Consider the following 22,623-nt stretch of genomic DNA (forward strand, 5'->3'; position numbering starts at 1 on the left):
GCTTCGGTCGGGGTCAGTGCGGCAGGGGGGCGGTGTGCGTGGAAACGGTGAGCGCGAGGACGGTCAGGGCGGTCAGCACGGCCAGGACGGTGGCGGTGGTGAGGCGCTGGACGGTGCGCTGGGTGCGGTTGGGGTGGTGAGACATCACGGCGGCCGGAGTCCCTTCTGGGGGGTGCGGTTCGAGGGGCCGGACCCGGTGGCGGGGCCGGCCGGCGGCCGGTGGCCGGTGGCTCGACCTGCACCCTGGCGGGGTGTGGGAGCGGTTCGGCTGCGGCATCACTGACGCTGCCCCGGGCGGGGTCAAGCCCCACAATCCCCGGGCAGTAGCCGCACGGGGCGGCCGCCGGGTAGCGGCAGGCAGCCGGGGGCGGAGGGGCGACGCCGCGGTCGACTGGCCAGAGGCGCCGGGGCGCGGGCGGACGAGGCCGGGGTGCTGGAAGGCGGTGTGTCCGCCCGGCCGAATGACGGCAGGCGGCCCCAGAAAGGGCGCGGGGGTGGGAAAGAGGTGGTCAGCCGGGGGGCTGGGCCGGTTCGGCGGTGTCGGCCTGGCGGGCCAGGCCGGGTTTGCGGTCTGGGGTCGGCCGGGTGGGTCAGGGGGTCAGGTCGGCCAGGAGGGCAGTGGCGTTGTCCGCGTAGACCTGGTTCGGGTCGAGGGAGCGGCTGGTCTTCACGGCGGTGTCCACGGCCAGGTTCACCAGGTCCCGGACGGTGGGAATCAGATCGTCGCCGTCGCACTCGGTGAACAGGCAGTGCCGGGCGTCCTCGTGGGGTTGGTAGGTGCCGTCCGAGGCGAGCAGTAGGCGGCAGGGGCCGGTGATCTTTCGGGTGGTGGTCTCGATCGCGGGGTGGCCGTAGCGGCGCTGGCTGTCCTCGTCGGTGGCGTGGGAGCCGAGGAACGAGGTGATGTGGTTGCGGTTGCCGCCGTAGGGATAGGTGGCGGTGGGAGGGTAGACGCGGCGCTTGTTGTGGTCCTCGGTGAGGCGCACCGCGATCCCGTGCTCCATCAGGTACGCGCGGCAGTCGCCGCACCAGGCGACCGTCAGGGGCTTGCCGGGGGCCTTGACTGCGACCACGGCGGCCGCCTTGTCGCTGAATCCGTAGCGGATGGCGTCTTGCCGGCACAGGTTGTACACGTGCCGCAGTCCGGCCTCAGCGTCTCCCCGGCGGGCGGCGGTTCGGGCGATCTGCCGGGCGGCGCCGAGGGCCCACCGGTGGGTTGTCTCGCGTCGGCCGATGCCTTCCAGGAGAACGTATGCGCGGGCGCCGTGCGGGGCGCTGCGGACGGCGGTGGCGTCGCACTGGCCGGGGTCGGTTCCGGTGTGCTGGGCGATGGCGTAGGTGCGCATGAGCGGGGGTTCCCTTCAGCGGGCCGTTGGCGGGTGCCGGATCGCCCCCCGGGGGGGGTGAAGGGGCGGTCCGGCTGGCCGGGAGCTCGAACGCACCCGGTGAGGGGGTGGTGCGGGAGCGTCTTCCGGTATCACCGACACTCCCCCAGCCGGGGGCAAGCCCCGCAAGAGCGGGTCTGGGGGTGTCGGGGCGCGGTGTATCCGGGTCGGCAGGCGGCACAGCGACCGCGGGAGGCCCGGGCCCGCACCGGGGGGCGGGTCTGCCCTGCGCGGGCCCACTGGCCGCTGGGCCGGGTGTGGGTGTGGGGGCAGCGGCGCGGCACGTTGAGAAAGCAGCGGGCGACGGGCCAGGCCCCGGCGTGCGCGACAGGTGCGCGGCGGCCCGGGGGCGGGGCGGTGGTCATCCCGCCCCCCGGGCCGGTGTCCGCAGCGTCGGAACAGGGGCCGGGGGGCGGCGGCCCGGGGTGCGGTTGTCAGGCGCACAGGGCCGGGGTTGCCGAGGCGACGGGGTGGAAGAACACGTCACCGACCAGACGGGAGTGGAGGGTGACGATGCCGGTGGGCAGTTCCAGGTGGACGCTCACGGTGCGGCTCTGGGTGGCCTGCCAGGCCAGCTGGCGCAGCCACGGCCCGGAGACCGGCTCGTCGTAGGTGAAGGCGCCTTCGCGCAGGCTCAGGCACCGGGTGCTGCTGATGTACCGGTCGCCGGTGATCAGGGCTATCTCTTCGGTGGCGAGCCGGTGGACCAGCGCGAACTGGCTGCTGGGCAGTGCCCGGGTCTGCCACCACCGGGTGATCACTCGGTCCGCAAGGGCCAGGCCGTGAGGCTTTCCGGGGGTGATCCACTGGCCGAGAGCGCGCATCCACTCGGTGCCGTGCGGGCAGGACACGCAGTCGCCGTCACGCAAGGGCGGCAGGGTGGTGAGCGCCCGGCCATGGCGAGCCAGGGTGAAGAAGTCGGCGGCGGCAATGCGCGGACCGCGGTAGGGGGCCGGGTAGGCGGGGGCTGCCGGGGTGGTGTGCGGGGTGGCGGCCTTGGAGTGGGCGGGCGCGGGCATGGCAACTCCTGTGCAGGGTGGCGGAAGAGTGCGAGAGCGCGTCCGGTCCGGCGTTGCGCCGGTCGGGGCTCGACCACCACCGGGCCGATGTGCCGGGGGCGGGAGCCGCGTCCTCGATATCCCCCACGTTGGCCCGGGGGCGACCAAGCCGGGCAAGCCCCGCGGTACCGCCCCGGCCGGGCGCCGCAGCAACGCCGGCGCAGCAACGGCCCGGGGGGTGACGCCGCCGTCGACGGATCACAGGCGTCGCGGCAGGGGGCGGACGACGCGCGCAGCCCCCTGGGGTGGGTACGCGGACGGCGCGCGGGGCAGCCGCGCGGCGGCCGGGAAGGTGCCGGCCGGCGTGTCGGCAGCGGGACGGCCCCGCCTGTGCGGTGCAGGACGGGGCCCAGATGCGCGGTCGGGCGCGAGGCGGGTCAGCGGCGGCTGGTGTGGCCGGGTTCCGGCGAGGCCGACCGGGGTGGTGGGCTCCGGGACCGGGGAGAATCCGGCGGGTTCGACGCTGAGGTAGATGATCCAGTGGTCGGGGCCGGTGACCTTGATGACGTCGCCGGTGGAGACGGAGCGGACATCGGCGGGCCAGCTCTGACCACGGTCGTCGGCCCCCTGGTGGTTGCCGACGGTGAACGCGGCGTCAGCGGCGTCCTCGTGTGTGTGGATGCGCGGGTTGGCGTGGAAGGTCAGGCGCAGGGGGCGGCCGTCGGGGTGGGTGACCTCGGCGAGCGGGTGACGGGGCCGGTAGCCGTCGAAGTTGCCGGGGGCGGTAGCGCGGCGGTGTGAGTGGCGACGGTGAGCGCGAGGCTGGTCAGGGTGATCAGCACGGCCAGCACGGTGGCGGCCTTGAGGCGCCCGACGGTGCGCTGGGCGCGGTTGCGGCGGTGAGACATCACAGCCGGGGTCCCCTTCTGTGTGGGGTGAGTGCGGGTTCGAGGGGCCGGACCCGCGCACCCAGGGGCGGGTAGCTGGCGGCCGGTGGCCGGTGGCTCGACCTGCACCCCGGCGGGGGTGCGGCGTGCGGTTCGGCTGCGGCCACACCGACGCTGCCCCAGGCGGGATCGACCCCCCAACCCCCGGCAGCAGCCGTACGGGGCCCCCGGCCGGGCACCGGCAGGCAGCCGGGCCGCGGAGGCGACGCCGCGGTCGACGGACAAGCGGCGCCGATGCACGGCCCGGACGACGCGAGCTCCGGACCTGGAGCGCGGGCGGGCAACGGGCGCGACCCTCCAGGGCGCGCGCGGGTAGGCATGCGGGTAGGCAGGCGGCGAGCGATGGCAGCGGCGCGGCGGCGGGGAGGCCCTCGGCCCCGCGCACGGGCGGGGCCGGGGTCTTCAACGCGGTGGGCCCGCCCGGCCGGTGACGGCAGGACGGCCCCGCCTGACGCGCCACCGGCAGGGGTGTGGGCTCAGGTGAGGTGGTCCAGGAGCCAGGTGATGATGGCGCGGAGGATGCCGGCGACGGCACCGCGCAGGGCTGCCTCAGCCAGGGCGAAGCGTTCGTGGTGTGTCAAACGCGTGCGGGACATGAAGTCCTCCACAGGAAGCGTGGTAGGCGGATGGGGCAGCCGGCCGGCTTGCTCTCCACGCTGAGCCCTGCTGGAAGATCGACTCTGAGTTGCGACGTGCCGTCAACGGGCGTGTAGATTCCCGCTGTTCAGGCCCTAGCGGGGGCGGGGTGAGAGACGATGGTGCGATGAGTTGCGACAGCGGGGGCGGCCGGCAGGGCCCGAGGGACCGTCCGTGCGGCCGGTGAAGCGGGCGCGCGTCGGGTGGCCGCCGGCGCTGCGCGAGCTCAAGGAGCTGCTGTACGAGGTGTACCTGGCAGCGGGTGCCCCCAGCCTGGACGAGATCACCGAGGACATCGTCGACGACGACGGCCTGGTGGGGTCGCCGAGCCGGGACACGGTCCACCGCATCATCACCGACGGCGAACGGCCCGGGCAGCAGGCCGATGTGGTGGCCGTGGCCACGGTGCTGGCCCGCCGTGCCTTCTGGGATGTGCTGGATCTGGCGGGGCGGGTGCGCGGCCTGTGGATGCAGTCCTTCATGGCGCGGGGCGCGGGACGCCCGATCGGGGAACTCCGCGGCGACGTCCGGCTCGTCCTTGACGGAGGGCTGGGGGTGCACCCGGTGTTGGACATCGGCGGCGCTAGCGACCGGTGTGGGGCTCTGCCCGCCTATATCCGGAGGGACCACGACGCCCGCCTGAAGTCGGTGGTCGACGCGGCGAAAGCCGGGCGCAGCGGGATCGCAGTGCTCGTCGGGGGGTCCTCCACGGGCAAGACCCGCGCTTTGTGGGAGGCGGTCAGAGAGCTATCGGACGGCTGGCGGCTGTGGCATCCCCTCAGCCCCACCGCCCCTGATGCGGCCCTGGACGCACTGGCGGACATCGCTCCGAAGACGGTGGTGTGGCTGAACGAGGCCCAGTTCTACCTGGAACCGGACCCGCTCGGTGAGCAGGTCGCAGCGGGCCTGCGGGAGCTGCTGCACGATCCGTCACGGGCCCCCGTACTGGTGTTGGGCACCCTGTGGCCCGGACACTGGGACACCCTGACCACCCGTACCACCCCCGACCGGCACGTCGGCGCCCGCGAACTACTCAGCGGGCACAAGATCGACGTGCCGGATGCCTTCACCCCGGCCGACCTGGCCGCACTCGACGCCACCGACGATGCCGACCCCCGGCTCGCGCAGGCCGCCCAGCACGCAAAGAATGCTCAGGTCACCCAGTACCTGGCCGGCGTTCCCTACCTGATGGAGCGCTACAACGCGGCCCGGAGAACCACCCTGGCCCTCATCCACGCCGCGATGGACGCGCGTCGCATGGGCGCCGGCCTTTACCTCCCGCTGAACTGGCTCGCCGACGCCGCCCCCGGCTACCTCGACGACGAATACCCTCTCGACAGCGACTGGCTGAGCAAGGCCCTCGCCTACGTCACCACGCCCTGCAACGGCATCCCCGGCATCCTCACCCCTGCTCCCCCCAGTGGCCCCCGCAACCAGCGCACCCGCCGTCGAGCCGACGCGAGCGGCAGCCCCGCCGGCCGACCCGCCCCTAGTTTGCAGGGGCCGCGCTACCTACTGGCCGACTACCTCGACCAACACGGCCGCCACCACCGCGCCGAGACCATTCCGCCCATCGACTTCTGGACCGCGGCCGCCCACCACGCCCACCCCACCGACCTGACCGCACTCGGCGACGCCGCCTGGAGCCGCGGCCTCTACCGCGACGCCGCCCAACTTCACAAACACGCGACCCCCCATGGCAACTCCCGCGCCGCGGCTGCCCTCATCCACCTACTCCACGCCCTACACCCAACCGACCACGAACCTGCCCAATGGGCCGCTGCGCACGCCGCCGTCGACAACCCGGACGCCGCCGTCTGGCTGCTGAGGGAGCTGCGAGAGGTCGGGGCACACGAGCAGGTCACCGCCCTGGCCGAGCGGGCGGCCGCACACGCCGCCCTCGACAACCCGCACGACGTGGCCAAGCTGCTGAAGGAGCTGCGGGAGACGGGGGCGCACGAGCAGGTCACCGCATTGCTGGCCCGCGACCCCGCCGCACACGCCCCCCTCGACAACCCGGCCGCCGTCGCCGAGCTGCTGAGGGTGCTGCGGGAGACGGGGGCGCACGAGCAGATCACCGCACTGCTGGCCCGCGACCCCGCCGCACACGCCCCCCTCGACAACCCGGGCGCCGTCGCCTTCCTGCTGTATGTGCTGGGTTGGGTCGGGGCACACGAGCAGGTCACCGCCCTGGCCGAGCGGGCGGCCGCACACGTCGCCCTCGACCGCCTGAGCGCCGTCGCCTGGCTGTCGCAGGTGATGCGGAGGGCCGAGGCGCACGAGCAGGTCACCGCCCTGGCCGAGCGGGCGGCCGCACACGCCGCGCTCGACGACCTGGGCGCCGTCGCCTGGCTGTCGCAGGTGATGCGGACGGCCGAGGCGCACGAGCAGGTCACCGCCCTGGCCGAGCGGGCGGCCGCACACGCCGCCCTCGACGACCTGGGCGCCGTCGCCGAGCTGCTGAAGGGGCTACGGAAGGCCGAGGCGCACGAGCAGGTCACCGCCCTGGCCGAGCGGGCGGCCGCACACGCCACCCTCGACAACCCGCACGCCGTCGCCGAGCTACTGAAGGGGCTACGGAAGGCCGAGGCGCACGAGCAGATCACCGCACTGCTGGCCCGCGACCCCGCCGCACACGCCACCCTCGACAACCCGCACGCCGTCGCCGAGCTACTGAAGGAGCTGCGGGAGACGGGGGCGCACGAGCAGATCACCGCACTGCTGGCCCGCGACCCCGCCGCACACGCCACCCTCGACAACCCGCACGCCGTCGCCGAGCTGCTGAAGGAGCTACGGGAGACGGGGGCGCACGAGCAGGTCACCGCCCTGGCCGAGCGGGCGGCCGCACACGCCACCCTCGACAACCCGGCCGCCGTCGCCGAGCTGCTGAAGGAGCTGCGGGAGGCCGAGGCGCACGAGCAGATCACCGCCCTGGCCGAGCGGGCGGCCGCACACGCCACCCTCGACAACCCGCACGCCGTCGCCGAGCTACTGAAGGAGCTGCGGGAGACGGGGGCGCACGAGCAGATCACCGCACTGCTGACCCGCGACCCCGCCGCACACGCCACCCTCGACGACCCGGACGCCGTCGCCGAGCTCGCCGAGCTGCTGAAGGAGCTGCGGGAGGCCGAGGCACAGGAGCAGATCACCGCACTGAACGAGCGGCTTCCTGCCGCAGGACACTTCCATCGGTTCATCGAGCTCGGTGGAAATCGGGAGCGGTTCCGACTCGGACGCGAGCCTGATGGGAGTGCCGCCTCTTCGTGGACGTGGAACGACCTGGACTGAACTAGCGCGAGCTCGGGAAACAGATCACCAACCCCAGACATCGCCCACATACCTGACACCCAACCAGCACCAGAGGCACCCCCAGGCGTTGCCGATCGGCCGCCGTGTACGCCTGCTACGAATGGGCCGCCAGTCCGCCCGGCGGCATGCGCGCCATCGTCGAACGGGGCTCCCGCGCGGTGAGGCAGGCCGCTCGCGGAGAGTGCGGCATTACCGACCTGTCCTGTGGGGACGTGCGCGCATGCGGCGGCATCACCCAGTAGCCCCTGGTGAAGATCGTGTGATACATGCGTACGACACACAAGCAGTTGAAGTCGCGACGTCTCAGGCAGTGGGGCGTTCGGTCATCCTGCAGGCAGACCGTGGATGAGTCGTCTCTCCTCCACGGTGGACACATGCCATCGGCCGCAGGGCCGTTACTGAGGACGGCGCTTTGATACCGTCTCGCCGAGGTTCGCTGTGCTGACGAACGGCCCTGGCGGCGATATGTAGTTGATGTGAGATATGCGCAAGGCGGCGGGCTGGACGCCGCGGGGCGGGGCGGGCACGCCGCGAGGCGTTGCGGATGCAGGCTGCCGCGATGTTCGTCGAGAGCGTCACGCCTTCGGAGATCGCCAAGCGGCTGCGGGTGACGGTGCGGTCGGTGTACCGGTGGAGGGCGGATTTCGAGCGCGGCGGGACGGCGGCGTTGGCAAGCCGGGGCCCGCTGGGGCAGCGGTGCAAGCTCAGTACGAAGTCGCAGGCCAAGCTGGCCGCGATGCTGGATGAGGGCCCGGCGGCGTTCGGCTGGGACGAGGACCAGGTGTGGACCGGGGCTCGGGTCGCCAAGCTGATCGGCCGCAAGTTCCATATCTCCTACAGCGCCGACGCGGCAGCCCGGTTGATCCGTCAGCTCGGCTTCACCCCGCAGATGCCAGCGCGACGGGCCGCCCAGCGCGACGAGCTCGCGATCGGCGCCTGGAAGGAGACAACGTGGCCTGCGATAAAAGGACACAGGCCGCGCTCGGCGCCTTCGTTTGTTTCGAGGACGAGGCAGGCCAGCATCTGACGCCGCCGCGCGGCCGAACTTGGGGACGTCGGGGCCAGACCCCGATCGTGAAAGTGGCCGGGCGCAGCTCCGGGCGGGCGTCGATCGCCGGGCTGATCGCGGTCCGTCCCGGGGCGCGCACGAGACTGCTCTACCGGCTGCGCATCCACTGCGGCCGCAAGAACGAGCGACGTTCCTTGTCCGAACGCGACTACATCGGGGTGGTCGACGCCGCCCACCAGCAGCTCAGAGCCCCGATCATCTTGATCTGGGACCGGCTGAACACCCACGTCTCGGCAACCATGAAACAGATGATCGCCCAAAGGGCCAGGCTGACCGTCGTGCTGCTCCCGGCCTACGCCCCAGACCTGAACCCGGTCGAAGACGTGTGGTCCCACGTCAAACGCAGCCTGGCCAACCTGGCCGCGCATACCGTATCGACGTGCTGGAGACGCTGATCCGTAACCGACTCAAGCGCCTTCAGTACCGGCCCGCCATCCTCGACGGCTTCGTCGCGGAGACCGGCCTGACCTTCCACCCGCTACCGCCATGACGTAGCGAAACGCCGTCGTCAAAAACTCGCCAGCCGCGGTCTTCCGCCGCAGCTGGCAATCCCCTTGCGCCGCCGACCTCGCCCAGCGATGCTCGAACGCCATGAGCGGCTTCCAGATCAGCACCCTGACGCCCACCGAGGAGCGGCTCTGGCACGCTTACCCCACCGGCGCCCTGGTCGACCTGCGCTCCGGACCCGACGACGGCCCCGGCCAAGCGACGTCGTGGCCGTGCACCCGCGACATCCGCGCCGAGGTGATCGCCGCGCTGCTGACCGGCAGCGGGCCCGATGCGAACGGCGGCGCGGGCATCAAACTGGCCGGCGTCCGTGTCGTCGGCCGACTCACGCTCGCCTACACAAAAGTCCCCTACGCACTCGACTTCGAGCACTGCTGCTTCGACGACGGCCTGGACCTCACCGAAGCCGAGACTCGCAGCGTGCGCCTGCGTGGCTGCTCCCTCACTGTCTTGGAAGCCAACCGCGCCGAGATCCGCGGCGAGCTTCAAATGGAGGGCTGCCGCCTCAACCGGCTCAGCCTCTACGCGGCACGCGTCTTCGAGATCGAAATCATCGGGACCACGATCACCGCGCCCCCGCCCGAACCACCGGATGCCGACGCCGACTGGATACCGCCGCGCACTGCCATCAACGGCGACCTGCTCGTCGTCGACACCGCGATGTACTGCCACGACGTTGTCGTCGACGGACAGTTCCGGCTCCCCGGCGCGCGCATCGGGGGCTACCTGCATCTGGATGGCGCCCGGATCACCCACGAGGAGCCCAACCGCCCGCCCACGCCCGCCTTGCTGGCGCAGGGGTTGCGCGTCGACACCGGCATTTTCGCCCGCCGTGGCAACACCCGAGCGAAGAACCCCTTCACCGTCATCGGCGGTGTCGACCTCAGTGGCGCCACGATCAAGGGAGGGTTCATGCTGCCCGACGCCGACCTGGTGGACGACCGCGGCAAAACGGCGCTGCACGCAGACCACATCTCGGTCGAGGGCGGGGTCAACCTGTCGGGCGTCACGGCCTCGGGCGCGGTCCGGCTCAACTCGGCCCGTGTCGTCGGCCCGTTGACGCTCAGCGGCGCGCGACTGGACACTCTCGACGCCTCCGGCGCGCGCGTCGAGGGCGCAATGTTCTGCAATGAGGGATTCACCGCGCACAGCCTGGATCTGCGGCGGGCACGGACTGCGACGTTCGAGGACGACGCCGCATCCTGGCCCGTCAACCTGCGCTTGGATGGCTTCGTCTATGACGAACTGATGCCATTACCGATGGCGGAGGCGCGACTGCCGTGGCTGGCTCGCGACGCGTTTCAGCCCCAGCCTTATGAGCAGCTGGCCGCGCGGTGGGGCGCGACGACGAGTCTCGGCGGGTGCTGCTGGCTCAGCAGCGGCGGCGACGTGAGGCGGCGGGCATGCCGGCGAAAGCATGGGGCCTTCTCCAGGACGCAACGGTCGGATATGGGTATCGGCCGTGGCTGGCCGGGCTGTGGTTGTTGGGCCTGCTCACCGCCGGATCGATATACTTCGCGTCCCACCACCCCGCACCGCTGGGCACGGGCGGCCCGCACTTCAACCCCGTCGCCTACACCCTCGACCTGCTGGTGCCCGTAGTGAACCTCGGTCAATCGGGCGCGTGGAATCCGAGCGGGTCCAGTCAGATGCTGGCCTATGCGCTGATCATCAGTGGCTGGACGCTGGCCACGACGCTGGTCGCTGGGGTCGCACGAATACTGGTACGGCCCTGAGATGACAGATCTCTCTGCGGCTGGCACGCCTGTCACGAGACGACATCAAACCGTCGTCCTCAGTAACCACCCGTTCGACCCTCAGCATGCGTACATATTCGTGGAGCCCCGAGGGGATCTCGACGGAGTTTCCTGCCCGGACTACGGCAGCGAGTTCGACTTCTTCACCTCTCCGGGGACCAAAAACACCTACTGAGCGGAAGGGGGCCGTCGGCGCCGGCCAAGCCTGGCAACCGTCTGCCGCCGAACGGAGCCGGAGGTATGGGGCGCCCCTCGGCGCCCGTTCACGAGGATGGGCGCCGGGGCCGGGGGTGGGGTCGGTCAGTGGCCGGTGATCGCGTGGATCGCCGCTGCGGAGCGCTCTGCCAGGACCTCGAGGCCGTCAGCGGGGCAGGCCAGGAACAGGTAGACGCCATCGGAGCAGGTGCGGATGTCCTTGGGCAAGTGGGACTTGTCGGGGAAGGCGTCGCAGACGTATCGCTTGGTACTGGATGATCAGGTCGCCCTCGTCGTCCGTGCAGAAGTCGAACGACGAGACGTACGGGCCGTAGACGACGCCGGTGGTGCCCCAGGGACCGGATTCGGCGCTCCAGCCGTCCCCGAGGAGACGGCAGTGGCGTGGACGATGTCGGAGATGCTGAATGGGTACTGCGTGCCGGGTGCCGGGTGGCAGGGCTCGCTGCTGGTCTGGTCGGGCGCGGCCTGTGGGGGTGTAGGGGGTGTCCTCGGTCGCGGTGGGAGTGGCTATTGGCAAGGGGCTGGGTGGTGGGCCGGAGCAGCGGGAGCACCGGGGGTTCAGTGCCGCGGGGTATTGGCGCCTTCCCGGCCGTCCCTGTCAAGTCCAAGACGGCGGGACAACACGTGCGTTGATCTCGGTGATGCGGAGTGCCACGGTGATGACGAACTGGCGGCAGAAGTCGAATTCTTCCTGGTTGGGGGCGTATCCGGGCTCTGCGCGGAAGCTGGGTGTCGTCGAATTGATGTAGCGGACCACCTCCGGGGTAAGTCGGGTGAAGCGCTGGTACTGGTGGAAGTCCACGCCCAACGCCAGGAGGCGCATGCCTTCCTGCAGAGCCCGGGTGACGTCGCGTGTCCTCGTGTACTCCCTGGCGAGTGATTCCGCGCCTCGCACAGGCACACGCCTGCGCAAGGCATGATCCGGCTGGAAGAGGGTCGCTCGGACCTGGTCTTCTCTGAGCGGATTGCTCGGCATCGGCTCGCCGAAGCTGTAAGCAGACCGTCCCCGGGGCGCGTGCACGTCTTTGGTCTGGTCGTTCATGAGTTCTTGGAACGCCATCGCCAGGGTGCCCATGGCCTCCAGGAAGCTGCCCTCCGAGTTGAGCTGTGCGGCCGTCTTGAGGTGCGTGCGGGTCTGGTCGTGCTGGACGGCTTCGGCCAGGTCGATGTCGTCGAAGGCGAAGCCGAAGACGCGGGGGGTGTTCTCCAGGAAGAAGTGAGCGGTATCGGCTTTCACGTCCGCAATGGCGTTCGGGCCCGGGAAGCCGGCCGTGTGCTTGAACCCGTTGCGGAGGTCGTTCAGGCGCTTGATCCCGTACTGCCCCTGCAGCTCCACCCCGCCGGGAAAGTTGCTCGGGTGCAGTCCCTCGAAGAACCGTTTGATGAACGGGTCTCGGTCCTTCAGCACGGCACCCAGGTGTTCGGCGGTGACGATGAGGAACAGTTCCACGGCGTCGTGGAAGGTCAGCACCGAGGTGAAGGAAAGCGGCTCGGGAAGGAGCGACTGCTCGATGCCCTGGCGGTACAGCAACCTGATGAAGGCGAGGTTCTTCATGTTCTGAGGTGAGACAGGCTTGCTGATGACGGCCCTCCTTGCTGGAAGCGGACTGGCGTTCCAGAGGGATTGTGCTCCGCAGGGCGGCCTCGGCGCCTCCGGTTTCAGCCGCCGCGGACAAGAAGCCAGCAAGCCCGCTGTTCTTCCTGCCGGCCACGACTAGGCCATTGGTCTGCCCGGCTTCGCGCGCGGCCCCGCCGTCGCGCGCGAAGAACACCAGCGGCGCCCCGATCCCCTAGCCCGCCGCCCGGGACCTGTCCCACCCACCCACTTCTCCTTTCTTCCTGCTGTGGGGCGTGGACTCGGGGGCGAGGGGGTCTCGGCCTCCCGACCATGGCCGGACCGGCTAGTGACCTGCGGCTTCCGGGGGACAAGCGGCAGAGAGTGCGGACGGGTTAGTCGGCGGGGATGTGGGCCTAGTCCACGGCAGTGTTGTCGCTTCATGACCGTGGTCGAGCCTTCGTGGTCGGTGGCCTGGTCGGGGCTGGCTGCTGCCGTGCCCGGGACGCGCGGCGCCGGGCAGGCCGGCACCGCACCGGACGGGAAGCTAGCGGATCCGTGATGATCGGCGTGGACCCGTGGCAGCAGGGCCGGCTGGCGCTGTGCGTGCTGACGCAGTACCGGATGGTCACCACCGAGCAGATACACCGGGTGATCGCCCCCGACGGCGGGGGCTGGGCCCGGCTGCGAGCCGAGGGGCTGGTCGAGCGCATCACCCTGCCGCAGGCCGGTCGGATGCGGGTATGGTTCCCCACCCTGTACGGCGTGCAGCTCGTCTGCGAGCGGCCCGAGCTGCGCGGGCGCCGGCCCTCCAAGACCGTGTCCGATCCGACCGCCGTGTGGCTGAAGGCCAGCCACACCCTGACCGTGACCGAGACCGCGCTCGCCTTCCTCGAGGAGGCCCGCCGCCGCGGCGAGCTGTGCCAGCCGCTGGACTGGATCCCTGAGGTCCACCACCCGATCGGGAGCGCGAGGTCGTCATCCCCGACGCACTCGTGTACCACCGGCGCGGCCCCGCCGACGGCGACATCGGGTCGATGCTGTGGGCGTTCGTTGAAGTCGACCGGGCGACCATGGGACCTGAACGCCTCGCCGCCAAGCTCCCCGCGTACGAACGCCTCCACCGCTACGTGCCCGCAGTCCTGGGGCGCCGACCGACCAAACCCGCTGCGCCCGGTTTCCGTCGATCGACGCTGCCTGCGAGCGGTGCAGCCGAATTACGGGACCCCAGCGCAACCAGGCAATTACAGCCGGCGACCAAAGGGGTCGATTATTCGGCCGCCGACGTCTCCCGGAAGCGCGCTGCCAGTTCGCTGCGCGAGCGGATGCCGAGCTTCGAGTAGATGTGCGTCAGGTGGTACTGCACGGTCTTGACGGATATGAACAGCTCCAGCGCTGTCTGCTGGTTGGTCGCTCCGGCGGCCACCAGACGGGCCACAGCCTGTTCCTGTGGGGTGAGTTGGGCCATGCCGGGGGTGAGGCGGGCGGTGTGCAGGCCGCCTGCCTGGAGTTCCCGGTCGCAGCGTTCCACGTACGTAATCGCGCCGAGCGTCGCGTAGGCGTCGCGGGCGTTCTTCAGGACGGTGTCGGCCTCGCGGCGTTTTCCGGCGCGGCGCAGCGTCTGGCCGTAGGCGAAGTTGACCCGCGCCCGGTCGTACGGGAGCGGGAGGTGCTCGAGGTGGGCGAGCGCCTGGTCGAATTCCTTGCGGGCCGTGTCCAGGTCGCCGTGTGCGGCGGTGAGCCGGCCGCGGGCTAGGCCGAGGCGGGCCTGGGCGGAGCGGCGGCCTCGGCGGGAGGCGAGGTCCTCGTACGGGGTGAGGAAGGCGTCGGCCTCGTCGAGACGTCCGGTCATCACCAGGGCGTTGGAGTAGACGTCGGGCCAGGGCCAGAAGCCGGGTTCGTCGATCGAGGCACGTGCGGGGAGCTGGACCAGCGGGGAGAGGGCTTCTATGACGCGTTCGTAGTCGCCGCGGGCCTCGGCGACCTGTGCGCGGGCGAGGCAGGCCGGCAGCAGCATGACCTCGTAGTGGTGGAGGTCGGCGGCGGCCTCGGCGACGTGATGGTCGGCCGTCTCCCAGTCGCCGCGCAGGGCGCTGATCTGGGCGCCGGTCCAGTGCACGAGGGGACGGACGAATTCGATGCGCACCTCGGGGAGCCGGGCGGCGGCCCGTTGCACCGTCTCCATGGCCTCCGGCCAGACCCCGAGGGCGAACTGGGTGCGCGCCAGCCAGCCCTGCGCCCACAGGGAGATACGGGTGGAGCCCATGCGGTAGCCGGTGGGGATGGCTGCCTCGAGCCGGCTCCGGGCCGCTTCGGGAGCGTCCAGAGCGAGGTCCACCCAGCCGCGGCCGAGCTGGAAGCGCTGGGGCTGGGCGCCGCCGGGCAGTTGGGCGGCGGCCGCATCGTAAGCGGCTATGGCCTCCTCGGGGCGGCCCATCGCGGCGAGTCCGAGGCCGAGCACGGCCTCCGACTCGATGGCGGACGGGTCGTTCGGGTCGGCGAGGTCGATCGCCCGGCGTGCCCAGGTGACCAGGTCGGGTGCGTCCCAGCGGCCGAGAGCGTGCAGGACGCGGCGCTGGCAGATCCGGGCCATCAGGTCACGGTGCCGGGCGGGGTCGCAGCGTTCCCAGGCCTGGGTGAGGAAGGCGTCCGCCTCCGCCGGACGGCCCCGCATGATGGCGAGGTAGCCCAGGACCACGTCACGCAGGATGCCGGCCGAAAAGCTCTCCAGCTCCGGTGCGAACGCCGAAGCCTGCGGCACGTCTCCGGCGCCGATCATCGCGTCGACGGCACGCAGCAACCGGTCCTCGCGCGCGGTGCGCCCGGTGCTCAGCCGGCCGGCACGGACCAGCGTGTCGGCGACGGTGGACCACTCCCCCGCGGACGCGCACTCGGCGGCATATCTGTCGAGCTCGTCGGCGAGCGTCTCGTCGGTCATCACGGCGGCGGCGACCCGGTGGACCAGCTGCCGTCCCCGGTCCGCGGCAATCTCCGCAGCGAGGGTGTGCAGCCCGGCCCGGTGGGTCAGGTCCAGTCCGGTCAGAACCGCGGCGCGCGCAAGGGGGTGGGAGAACGCCAACTGAGGGCGGCCCGGGTCGAGGGTCACGGTCAGCAGCCCGGCCGTCCGGGCCTCGTCCGCGGCGGGCAGAGGCGTGTCCAGGCCCGCGAGCGCGGCGGCTTCGGTGAGCGAGGCCTCCTCGCCGAGGATGGAGCATGCCTCGACGAGTGACCGGGTGGCCTCACCACAGCGGGCGAGCCGGTGGCGGACGGCCGTAGCGAAACGAGCGGGGGCGGGAAGCTCGGGACGCCAGTCCTGCCAGGTCTCGGGGGGCAGCTCGCGCAGCAGCTGGGTCACGTGGCGAGGGTTGCCCCGTGTATGGCGCCACAGGTGCCGGGCGGCAGGCAGATCCAGGACCGGCCCGGACGCCTCGCCGGCGAGGGAACGCACGTCCTGCGGGGTGAGCGGTCGGGGACGCACGACGTTGTCACGGCATCCGTCGAGGAACTCCAGGGACGCAAGCACCGACGCTGGCAGCTCGGAGTGGCGCCCCTGCACCTCGTACCACTCGTACGGCTCCTCCCGTGCGATGAGGATCACCAGAACCCGCTGCGTGGACATCCTGCGCAGCGCCGACCGGATGGCGCGCAGGCTCTCCACGTCGGCCCAGTGGGCGTCGTCGACGACCACGATCACCGGTTCCCGCTCCTGCCGGGCCGCCCACTGCTGGCACAGCAGGCGGCCGGTCTCGAGCACGGCCTCCGGTGCCGCCGGGTCGGGCAGCACGGCGTCGCTGCCGTTGCCGTGCACGAGTTGGTCGGCGATGCCCAACGCCAGATCGGACTCCCAGGCAACCCCGGCGACGCGCAGCACAGCCGCGGCGGAAGCGTGGCCGGCGAGGACGTGATCGACGAGCGTCGTCTTACCGATGCCCGCCGGGCCCTCGACCAGGATCAGCCCGGGACGGCCTGAGCGGGCAGTGCTGATCGCACGGGTCAGAGCGGCGACCTCGTCGCCCCGCCCGATCAGGCCTCGCAGCAGCTCAGGACGGTCATTCATACGGCAGCACGCTAGCACCGCGGCGGGGCTGGCCCCTGGGAACGCGGACTGCTGGGGACTGGGCAGGTGCGCCGGCGCCATCCATGGTGCCGGGGTAGTGGGCCGCACCCGAGCCACCGATCGCCTCCCGGTCAGTGCCGCGATCAGGCCGACGGAGGTATCCGGTGACGGTGGTGACCACGTCGCCCACCGCGATTCCGTTCATGTCAGCCGAGGTCCCCACCACCCACGGGGAGCACCGTGCCGGTGATGTAGGACGCCTCGTCGGAGGCGAGGAAGCAGATCGCGGCTGCCTGCTCCTCGGGGGTGCCGTAGCGCTTCAGCAGTGAGGAGTCGATGGTCTGGTCGACGATCTGCTGGTACCAGGCCTTCTCCTGTTCGGTGCGGGGAACGGGGCCCCTGGCCACGCGGCGGGGTGGTGCTTCCGTGCCGCCGGCGGCAGTGGCCACGACCCGGATGCCGTACGGGGCGGCCTCCATGGCGAGTGAGGCGGTGAGGGCGTTGACGCCGCCCTTGGCAGCCGAGTAGGGGATGCGGTGGATCCCGCGGGTGGCGATGGAGGAGACGTTGACGACAGTGCCGGATCGTTGCGCGATGAGATGAGGCAGGGCGGCGCGGGTGGTCCAGAGCGTGGGGAAGAGCGAGCGCCGGATCTCGGCCTCGATCTCGTCGGGTGCGTAGTGCTCGTAGGGCTTGGCCCAGATGGTGCCGCCGACGTTGTTCACGAGGACGTCGATACGGCCGAGCAGGTCGAGGGACTGGGCCATCGCGAACTGCGCGCCCTCGTAGGTCTCCAGGTCGGCGAGGACGGCGTGGGCCTTAAGGTCGTCGGCGGCTTCCTGGACCACAGGGGCGCGGTCCACCAGAACGACCTCGGCGGCCTCGGCGACAAGCCGGCGGGCGACCGCCAGCCCGATGCCCTGGGCGGCTCCGGTGACCACGGCCGACTTCCCTGCGAACCGGTCCGCGTGGATGGTGGTCGCGCTCACGCCGCCACCACCCTCTCGCGTGCGGCAGCCGGGGTGAACTTCTCGTAGAGGAAGTTGGCGGGTGCGATGCCGAGGGAGGTCATGTGGCCGCGCACGGCCTCGACCATGGCGGGCGGTCCGCACAGGTAGATGTCCGCGTCTCCGTCATGCAGGGTGCCGGGGTCCATCAGGCCGGTCACGAAACCTTTGTTGCGCGCGCTGCTGGTGGGGTCGGCCACGCAGTGGTCGAAAGTAAAGCCCGGGATGACCTCGGCGTAGTCCTCGAGGGTGTCGAGGTGGACGAGGTCCCGGTCGGAGCTGACGCCGTAGAGGAGGTGGACCGGGTGGGTCGGCGGCTGCTGGGTCAGCCGTTCCAGCATGGACAGCAGGGGGGCCAGGCCGGTGCCGCCCGCCAGCAACAGGGCGGGACGGGTGAGCTCGCGCAGGTAGAAGCTGCCCATCGGGCCGGTGAACTCCAGACGGTCGCCGACCTGGGCGCGCTCGGTGAGGTAGCCGGACATCGCTCCGCCCTCGACGATGCGGACGAGGAAGGACACCTGCCGCTGGTCGGGCCCGGAGCTGAAGGAGTACGAGCGGCTCTGGTCGGTGCCGGGGACGGCGATGTTGACGTACTGGCCGGGGAGGAAGCCCAGTGCCTCGCGATCGTCGACGTCCAGCGTGAACTCGATGGTGGTCGGCGAGTGCCGCTTGACGTCCGCGAGCGTGGCCGTGTGCGCGGCCGGCCCGGTCTTCGCGGCGGCGGAGGACGACGCGATGCGCAGGACGAGATCACTCTGCGGGGTCATCTGACAGGGCAGGCAGTAACCCTGGGCCGCCTCGTCGTCCGAGAGCGCCTCCTCGATGTAGTCGCCGCCGTCGTAACTACCGGACTCACACCGCGACTTGCAGGTTCCGCACGCACCGTCACGGCAGTCGAGAGGAATGTTGATACGGGCCTTGTAGGAGGCCTCGGCGACCGTCTCGTCGGGGCGGCACTCGATGAAACGGGTGATGCCGTCCTCGAAGTTCAGGGCGACCTGGAAGGACATGGTGGGGCTCATTTCCGAAGTGTCAGACGTGGTAGATGTCGACCACGTGGTGCACGTAGTCGTTCTTGAGGACGACCTTCTTGCGGGTGATCAGCGGTTCGGGCGCGGCGAGGTCGATCGTGTAGAACGAGGTGCCGAAGTACGTGTCGACGGTCTGGTAGCGGTAGTAGAGCGTGAACCAGTTGAACCGCACGAAGACCAGGTCGCCGTCGCGACCGGTGATCTCGACGTTGGTGATGTTGTGGCCGGTGCGGGGCTCGGGCAGGCTGGTGGCGCTGGAGCGGTCCGTGCGGATACGGAAGACGCGGTCCTCCAGGCCGGCGCGGCTGGGGTAGTAGATCAGGGAGATCTCGCGCTGGGGGTCTTGGGTGAGTTCGTCGTCGTCGGCCCAGGCCGGCATCCAGAACTCGGCGTCCGGGTGGTAGCACTCCAACCACTTCTCGAAGTCGCGGTCGTCGAGGTGGCGGGCCTCGCGGTAGAGGAACTGGCGGACGCATTCCAGCGTCGACTCGTCGGTCACCGTGGTCACTTGGCCACCTCCAGGGCCTTGCGCAGGGTCTCGCGCCAATAGCCGTGCTGAATGGGATAGAGCCCCTCGTCCTCGGTGCGCACACCGCTGGCGATCGGGTTGATGCCGATCTTCTTGGCGTCCTCGTCCGGGCCGTCGATCTGGTGCACCGCGCCGCGGCTGAGGTCGTTCCAGGGCATGGACTCGGCCAGGTAGGTCTTCTGGCAGGAGCGGAACTCCTCCAGGTCGTCCGGGGTGGCCATGCCGGTGGCGTTGAAGAAGTCCTCGTACTGGCGGATGCGGCGGGCGCGGTCCTCGGCCGGCTCGCCCTTGGGGGCGATGCAGTAGATCGTCACCTCGGTCTTGTCCACGGAGATGGGCCTGAAGTGCCGGATCTGCGAGCTGAACTGGTCCATCAGGTAGACGTTCGGGTACAGGCACAGATTGCGGGAGACGCCGATCATCCAGTCGGCCCGCTCGGGTCCCACCCGCGCGGCCAGTTCGTCGCGCTTGTCGTACAGCGGCCGGTTGGCGGGGTCGAGCCACTTGGTCCACAGCAGCAGATGGCCGTGGTCGAAGGAGTAGAAGCCGCCCTTCTGCTTGGACCAGCCGCCGGCGTCCATGGTCTTGGTATCGTTCTTCGACTCGCCTGAGGTACGGCGGGCCTGGGTGGCCGCGTAGTTCCAATGGGTGGCGGAGACGTGGTAGCCGTCGGCGCCGTTTTCGGCCTGGAGCTTCCAGTTGCCGTCATAGTGGTACGTCGACGAGCCCCGCAGCACCTCCAGGCCGTCCGGGGACTGGTCGACGACCATGTCGATGACGACCGCCGCGTCGCCCAGGTGTTCCCGCAGCGGCTTGACGTCGGGGTTGAGGGATCCGAAGAGGAAGCCGCGGTAGGACTCGAAGCGGGCGACCTTCTTCAGGTCGTGCGAGCCGTCGGTGTTGAACTGCTCCGGGTAGCCGGCCTCCCGCGGATCCTTCACCTTCAGCAGCTTGCCGCTGTTGTTGAACGTCCAGCCGTGGAAGGGGCAGGTGAACGTGGTGCGATTGTCGGTCTTCCTGCGGCACAGCATCGCCCCGCGGTGGCTGCACGCGTTGATCAGGCAGTGCAGCTCGCCCTGCTTGTCCCGGGAGATGACGACGGGCTGGCGGCCGATGTACGTCGTGAAGTAGTCCCCGACCTCGGGGATCTGGCTCTCATGGGCGAGATAGACCCAGTTCCCCTCGAAGATGTGCTTCATCTCCAGCTCGAAGAGCTCCTCGTCGGTGAACACGCTCCGCCGTACCCGGTAGATCCCGCTGTCCGGGTCCTCCACGAGGGCGTCTTCGAGGATGGTCCGCGCACGGCTGAAGTCATCGGCCATGATCCCGTCCCTTTCGCAGCTGCCCGGGCCGCCCGGCCGGCGGCCTCGTTGCCATTGCTTTTCAGCACCATGACAGCGCGGTGAAGAGTCGGCCCCAGACATTCCCCCAGGGTTGACCCAGGGGGGTATTGATATCACTGCCGTCTCAATACCCTGCAACCAAGTATTTGTGCGGTATGGGGCTCGCTCCCTACGCTGGAGCGCATTCGAGGGCCCCGAGAAGGAAAGGGGCAGCCCGATGGAGCTCAGGCACCTTCGGTATTTCGCGGTCGTCGCCGAGACGCGTCATTTCGGAAAGGCCGCGGAACGCCTGCACATGGCCCAGCCTCCGCTCTCCCAGGCGATCCGCCGGCTGGAGACGGAACTGGGCGCGGACCTCTTCACCCGCACCACCCGGCAGGTCGCCCTGACCACCGCCGGCGAGGTCTTCCGCACCGACGTGGAGCGCATCCTCAAGGCCGTCGACGAGGCGGTGACGAGGGTGGGGCGCTTCGCCTCGGGGGTGGAAGGGGTGCTGCGGGTCGGCCTGACGGGTTCCGCCTCGTACCGGCAGCTGCCCGCACTGGCGCGGCTGCTCAAGCGTGAGATGCCGCACGTAGTGATGGAGGTGCACACCGATATGCTCACGCCCGCCCAGGAGCTCGGGCTGATCGAGCGGCGCCTCGACGTCGGCGTGCTGCGCCCGCCGATCCGCCAGGAGGGCATCGCCCACCGCACTCTTGCCGACGAACCGCTGGTGGCCGCCGTGCCCGAGGAGCACTGGCTTGCCGACGCCGACAGTGTCCGCGTCGAGCAGCTGCGCCACGAGGACTTCGTCATGTACGGCGCGACGCTCGGTTCGGTCCTCAACGACGCCGTCGTCCGCAGCTGCCTGGCCTCCGGCTTCACGCCGCACTGCGCCTACGAGATCACCGAGACCTCCGCCGCCCTGGCCCTGGTCGCCGCGGGCCTGGGCATCGCCGTCCTCCCGGACTCCGTCCGCTCCGCGCCCCGCGAGGGCGTGCTGTACAAGGAGATCGAGGACGCGGTGTCCGTCCCGCTGGTCCTGGCCTGGCGCGATGACGACTCATCACCACTGGTGCGCAATCTCCTCGGCGTGCTGGAGCGCAACGACGTGTTTCTCGGGCCGGGCCCGCAGATTCCCGAAGGAGTGGCATGAAGATCGTCCAGGTGGAGGCAATTCCCTTTGCCATTCCTTATGCGAAACCACTGAAATTCGCGAGCGGCGAGGTGCACACCGCCGACCACGTCCTGGTCCGGGTACACACCGACGAAGGACTCATCGGTACAGCCGAGGCCCCGCCCCGCCCGTACACCTACGGCGAGACCCAGGAGTCGATCGTCGCGGTGATCGACAAGATCTTCGCACCGCAGATCCTGGGCCTCACGCCGCTGGAGCGCGAGGCGGTGCATGCCCGGCTGGAGCGGACGGTGGGCAATCCGACCGCCAAGGCGGCGCTCGACATGGCGCTGTGGGACATCCTCGGCCAGGCCGCCGGGATGCCGGTCTCCGGGCTCCTCGGCGGCTACACCGACCGGATGCGGGTGAGCCACATGGTGGGCTTCGCGCCCGCCGACGAGATGGTGGCGGAGGCCGAGCGGATCCGGGACACCTACGGCATCACCACCTTCAAGGTGAAGGTGGGCCGGCAGCCCTACACCGACGACGTCGCCGCCTGCCGGGCGCTGCGCGCCGCACTGGGTCCCGACGTGGAGCTCTACATCGACGGCAACCGGGGCTGGACGGCCTCCGACTCCGCCCGCGCCCTGCGCGAGATGTCCGAGCTCGGCCTGACCTTCGCCGAGGAGCTTTGCCCCGCCGACGACGTGCTGGGCCGCCGCTGGCTGGTCGCTCAGAGCCCGGTGCCCTTCATCGCCGACGAAAGCGCGACCAGGCCGGCCGAGGTGACACGCGAGCTTCTCGGTGGTTCCGCCACCGCGATCAGCATCAAGACCGCCCGCACCGGCTTCACCGCCTCCCAGCGCGTGCTGCACCAGTGCGAGGGACTGGGCGTGGAGGTGGTGATGGGCAATCAGATCGATGGCCAGGTAGGGACCTTGTGCTCGGTCGCCTTCGGCGCCGCGCACCGCTCGTCGGCCCGGCACGCGGGCGAGCTGTCCAACTTCCTGGACATGACCGACGACCTCCTCGCCGAACCACTGACCATCGCGCACGGCAACCTGCGCATCCGCGAGGACGCCGGACTCGGCATCGACATCGACCCCGACAAGCTGGCCCGCTACCGCCAGGACCGCTGAACCACATACCGCGAACTCACCCGGACCACCCTCATTCAG

Annotated in this window: 17 protein-coding genes and 1 pseudogene; 7 read left to right on the top strand and 11 right to left on the bottom strand. The window is 70.6% G+C overall.

The window, feature by feature from the left end:
* Nucleotides 1-13: 13 nt before the first annotated feature.
* The 4 genes from ACGFZN_RS36140 to ACGFZN_RS36155 all read right to left on the bottom strand — a co-directional run bounded on the left by ACGFZN_RS36140 (nt 14) and on the right by ACGFZN_RS36155 (nt 3,291).
* The gene (locus tag ACGFZN_RS36140) at nt 14-148 is read right to left on the bottom strand and encodes a hypothetical protein (protein ID WP_393862701.1); all 135 of its coding nucleotides are present in this window, start codon (nt 146-148) and stop codon (nt 14-16) included.
* Between the two features lie 442 nt (nt 149-590).
* Nucleotides 591-1,346, bottom strand: coding sequence for a mucin-2 (locus ACGFZN_RS36145; protein ID WP_393862702.1), 756 nt, complete (start codon nt 1,344-1,346; stop codon nt 591-593).
* Nucleotides 1,347-1,819: 473 nt separating this feature from the next.
* A complete protein-coding gene (locus ACGFZN_RS36150; protein ID WP_393862703.1) occupies nt 1,820-2,404 on the bottom strand; it encodes a hypothetical protein in 585 nt (194 codons plus the stop codon).
* Nucleotides 2,405-3,084: 680 nt separating this feature from the next.
* Nucleotides 3,085-3,291, bottom strand: coding sequence for a hypothetical protein (locus ACGFZN_RS36155; RefSeq protein WP_393862704.1), 207 nt, complete (start codon nt 3,289-3,291; stop codon nt 3,085-3,087).
* A gap of 849 nt (nt 3,292-4,140) precedes the next feature.
* Between ACGFZN_RS36155 and ACGFZN_RS36160 the strand changes: the two genes are divergently transcribed.
* The 4 genes from ACGFZN_RS36160 to ACGFZN_RS36175 all read left to right on the top strand — a co-directional run bounded on the left by ACGFZN_RS36160 (nt 4,141) and on the right by ACGFZN_RS36175 (nt 10,453).
* Complete coding sequence (locus tag ACGFZN_RS36160; RefSeq protein WP_393862705.1) at nt 4,141-7,254, top strand: hypothetical protein; 3,114 nt, start codon at nt 4,141-4,143, stop codon at nt 7,252-7,254.
* 580 nt (nt 7,255-7,834) lie between these two features.
* The gene (locus ACGFZN_RS36165; RefSeq protein ID WP_393862706.1) at nt 7,835-8,302 is read left to right on the top strand and encodes a winged helix-turn-helix domain-containing protein; all 468 of its coding nucleotides are present in this window, start codon (nt 7,835-7,837) and stop codon (nt 8,300-8,302) included.
* Nucleotides 8,227-8,739 carry a transposase gene (locus ACGFZN_RS36170; protein ID WP_393862707.1) on the top strand — a complete coding sequence of 171 codons (513 nt, stop codon included), beginning with the start codon at nt 8,227-8,229 and terminating at the stop codon, nt 8,737-8,739. Before ACGFZN_RS36165 ends, ACGFZN_RS36170 begins: the two co-directional genes overlap by 76 nt.
* A 196-nt stretch (nt 8,740-8,935) precedes the next feature.
* Entirely contained in the window at nt 8,936-10,453 is a 1,518-nt protein-coding gene (locus tag ACGFZN_RS36175) for a hypothetical protein (RefSeq protein ID WP_393862708.1), read from the top strand.
* A gap of 455 nt (nt 10,454-10,908) precedes the next feature.
* Here the strand turns inward: ACGFZN_RS36175 and ACGFZN_RS36180 are convergent, their stop codons facing one another.
* Together ACGFZN_RS36180 and ACGFZN_RS36185 are read right to left on the bottom strand one after the other, a co-directional pair.
* On the bottom strand, nt 10,909-11,031 hold the full coding sequence (locus tag ACGFZN_RS36180) for a hypothetical protein (RefSeq protein ID WP_393862709.1): 123 nt from the start codon (nt 11,029-11,031) through the stop codon (nt 10,909-10,911).
* Nucleotides 11,032-11,422: 391 nt separating this feature from the next.
* Nucleotides 11,423-12,379, bottom strand: coding sequence for a hypothetical protein (locus ACGFZN_RS36185; protein ID WP_393862710.1), 957 nt, complete (start codon nt 12,377-12,379; stop codon nt 11,423-11,425).
* 561 nt (nt 12,380-12,940) lie between these two features.
* On the opposite strand from ACGFZN_RS36185, the pseudogene ACGFZN_RS36190 reads away from it, so the two are divergent.
* Nucleotides 12,941-13,722, top strand: a pseudogene (locus ACGFZN_RS36190) (replication-relaxation family protein).
* Here ACGFZN_RS36190 and ACGFZN_RS36195 read toward each other — a convergent pair.
* From ACGFZN_RS36195 to benA, 5 genes are all read right to left on the bottom strand, one after another.
* Complete coding sequence (locus ACGFZN_RS36195) at nt 13,650-16,436, bottom strand: AAA family ATPase (protein WP_393862711.1); 2,787 nt, start codon at nt 16,434-16,436, stop codon at nt 13,650-13,652. The pseudogene ACGFZN_RS36190 and the gene ACGFZN_RS36195 overlap by 73 nt on opposite strands.
* A 206-nt stretch (nt 16,437-16,642) precedes the next feature.
* Nucleotides 16,643-17,425 carry a 1,6-dihydroxycyclohexa-2,4-diene-1-carboxylate dehydrogenase gene (locus ACGFZN_RS36200; RefSeq protein ID WP_393862712.1) on the bottom strand — a complete coding sequence of 261 codons (783 nt, stop codon included), beginning with the start codon at nt 17,423-17,425 and terminating at the stop codon, nt 16,643-16,645.
* Entirely contained in the window at nt 17,422-18,465 is a 1,044-nt protein-coding gene (benC, locus tag ACGFZN_RS36205; RefSeq protein WP_393862713.1) for a benzoate 1,2-dioxygenase electron transfer component BenC, read from the bottom strand. Before benC ends, ACGFZN_RS36200 begins: the two co-directional genes overlap by 4 nt.
* A 10-nt stretch (nt 18,466-18,475) precedes the next feature.
* Nucleotides 18,476-18,982, bottom strand: coding sequence for a benzoate 1,2-dioxygenase small subunit (gene benB / locus ACGFZN_RS36210; protein ID WP_393862714.1), 507 nt, complete (start codon nt 18,980-18,982; stop codon nt 18,476-18,478).
* Nucleotides 18,979-20,325 (bottom strand): benzoate 1,2-dioxygenase large subunit, encoded by a 1,347-nt coding sequence (gene benA / locus ACGFZN_RS36215; RefSeq protein WP_393862715.1) that lies wholly within the window; start codon nt 20,323-20,325, stop codon nt 18,979-18,981. Before benA ends, benB begins: the two co-directional genes overlap by 4 nt.
* Before the next feature lie 238 nt (nt 20,326-20,563).
* Here benA and ACGFZN_RS36220 point away from each other — a divergent pair, with 238 nt between their 5' ends.
* A complete protein-coding gene (locus tag ACGFZN_RS36220; protein WP_393862716.1) occupies nt 20,564-21,484 on the top strand; it encodes a LysR substrate-binding domain-containing protein in 921 nt (306 codons plus the stop codon).
* Nucleotides 21,481-22,584, top strand: coding sequence for a mandelate racemase/muconate lactonizing enzyme family protein (locus tag ACGFZN_RS36225; protein WP_393862717.1), 1,104 nt, complete (start codon nt 21,481-21,483; stop codon nt 22,582-22,584). The genes ACGFZN_RS36220 and ACGFZN_RS36225 overlap by 4 nt, the downstream gene beginning before the upstream one ends.
* Nucleotides 22,585-22,623 lie beyond the last annotated feature (39 nt).

The sequence above is a fragment of the Streptomyces sp. NPDC048192 genome (assembly GCF_043202415.1).
GTDB lineage: Bacteria > Actinomycetota > Actinomycetes > Streptomycetales > Streptomycetaceae > Streptomyces.